The following is a 1,843-nucleotide window of genomic DNA, read 5'->3' as shown; positions in this document are numbered from 1 at the left end:
CCGGCGGCGCCGGCCCGTCCGACGGTCGGACGCCGTGCGCCGCCGTCCCCGAGCACCCCTTAGGGTAAGAGCCACCATGGCGAACAAGACATTCGACGAGCTCTTCGCCGAGCTCCAGCGCAAGGCCGCCACCGGCGACCCCAGCACCTCCCGTACCGCGGAACTCGTGTCCGCCGGCGTGCACACCATCGGCAAGAAGGTCGTCGAGGAGGCCGCCGAGGTGTGGATGGCCGCCGAGCACGAGGGCGCCGACCGTACCGCCGAGGAGATCTCCCAGCTGCTGTACCACCTTCAGGTGATGATGGTCGCCCGCGGGATCTCGCTCGACGACGTATACGCTCACCTCTGATCCCGCCGGGCAGCCGCCCGCACCGACGCACACCACACCCACCACCGTCGCAGTACCTCACGTGAAGGAAGCCCCACCCATGTTGCGCATCGCCGTCCCGAACAAGGGTTCACTCTCCGAGCCTGCGTCGGCGATGCTCCATGAGGCCGGCTACCGGCAGCGCAAGGACCGCCGGGAACTCGTGCTGGTCGACTCGGTCAACGACGTCGAGTTCTTCTTCCTGCGCCCGCGCGACATCGCGGTGTACGTCGGCTCGGGCAAGCTCGACATCGGCATCACCGGCCGCGACCTGCTGCTCGACTCCGGCGCGGACGCCGAGGAGATCCTCCAGCTCGGCTTCGCCGCCTCCACCTTCCGCTACGCGACGCGGCCCGGAACCGCCTCCCACGTCAGCGAGTTCGGCGGCATGACGGTGGCTACGTCCTTCTCCGGCCTGGTCGCCAAGCACCTCGCCGACCACGGCGTGGAAGCCTCTGTCGTCCGGCTCGACGGCGCCGTGGAGACGGCCATCCAGCTCGGCGTCGCCCAGGTCATCGCGGACGTGGTGGAGACCGGTACCACGCTGCGCAACGCCGGCCTGGAGATCATCAGCGAGCCCATCCTGGAGTCCGAGGCGGTGGTCGTGCGACGCCACGGCGCCCCCGCCGACGACCCCAAGGTGCAGCAGTTCCTGCGCCGCATGCACGGCGTGCTGGTCGCCAGGCGCTACGTGATGATGGACTACGACATCCGGGCCGAGCACGTGGAGAAGGCCGTTCAGCTGACGCCCGGACTGGAGTCGCCGACGGTCTCCCCGCTGCACGACAAGGGCTGGGTGGCGGTCCGCTCGATGGTCCCCACCGCGGACGCCCAGGGCATCATGGACGACCTGTACGACATGGGTGCCCGCGCCATTCTCACCACCACGATCCACGCCTGCCGGATCTGATCCACGCCTGCCGGATCCGATCCGCACCGAGCCCGGAGAAGCACCTGTGCCCCCCGCAGACCCCCACCCGAGCCTGCCCGCCACCTTCCGGCCCACCCGGACCAGAGTCGTCCTGCTCGGCGTGGGGGTCGCGATCCTCGCGGTGCTCACCGTCATCGCGCTGCTGCTCGAAGGGTTGGGCCTGGGGGAGCGGCTGACGTTCATCGCCACCGGCCTGCTCTTCTTCGCCGTGCTCGCCCTGCTCGGCCGGCCGCACGTCACGGCGGACGAGGGCGGCGTGACGGTCGTCAACCTCACCACCAAGCGGCGGCTGGAGTGGCCGGAGATCCTCAACGTGCACCTGCGCTCGGGTGATCCCTGGGTGTTCCTGGACCTCGCGGACGGCAGCAGCCTGCCCGTCATGGGCATCCAGCCGGGCATCAACAAGCGTCAGGCCATCGAGGACGCCGGGGCACTGCGGGCGCTCGCCGAGCGCTACGGCACCGGCGGCGGGCCCGCTGACGCCTGACCGGCGGAACGCACCGGCGCACCCGCCCGAGTGGTCCCGGCCCATCCGCCACGCCGCC

3 protein-coding genes are annotated in these 1,843 nt (G+C 70.7%); all 3 read left to right on the top strand.

The features are described 5' to 3' along the window. The first annotated feature begins 76 nt into the window (after positions 1–76). The 3 genes from ACYVE9_RS25190 (at position 77) to ACYVE9_RS25180 (ending at position 1,785) form a co-directional block, all read left to right on the top strand. Complete coding sequence (locus tag ACYVE9_RS25190; RefSeq protein WP_461030197.1) at positions 77–349, top strand: phosphoribosyl-ATP diphosphatase; 273 nt, start codon at positions 77–79, stop codon at positions 347–349. 79 nt (positions 350–428) lie between these two features. Next, positions 429–1,277 (top strand): ATP phosphoribosyltransferase, encoded by an 849-nt coding sequence (gene hisG / locus ACYVE9_RS25185; RefSeq protein ID WP_461030196.1) that lies wholly within the window; start codon positions 429–431, stop codon positions 1,275–1,277. Between the two features lie 46 nt (positions 1,278–1,323). Continuing rightward, the gene (locus ACYVE9_RS25180; protein WP_461030195.1) at positions 1,324–1,785 is read left to right on the top strand and encodes a PH domain-containing protein; all 462 of its coding nucleotides are present in this window, start codon (positions 1,324–1,326) and stop codon (positions 1,783–1,785) included. Positions 1,786–1,843 lie beyond the last annotated feature (58 nt).

It is taken from the genome of Streptomyces sparsus (assembly GCF_054776295.1).
The sequence above is the reverse complement of the archived record's forward strand: the minus strand, read 5'-3'. Positions and strand labels throughout refer to the sequence as shown.

Excerpts from the sequence above, each read along its gene's own strand:
- ACYVE9_RS25190 (WP_461030197.1), top strand. The coding sequence starts at position 77 with ATGGCGAACAAGACATTCGACGAGCTCTTCGCCGAGCTCCAGCGCAAG.
- hisG (WP_461030196.1), top strand. The coding sequence starts at position 429 with ATGTTGCGCATCGCCGTCCCGAACAAGGGTTCACTCTCCGAGCCTGCG.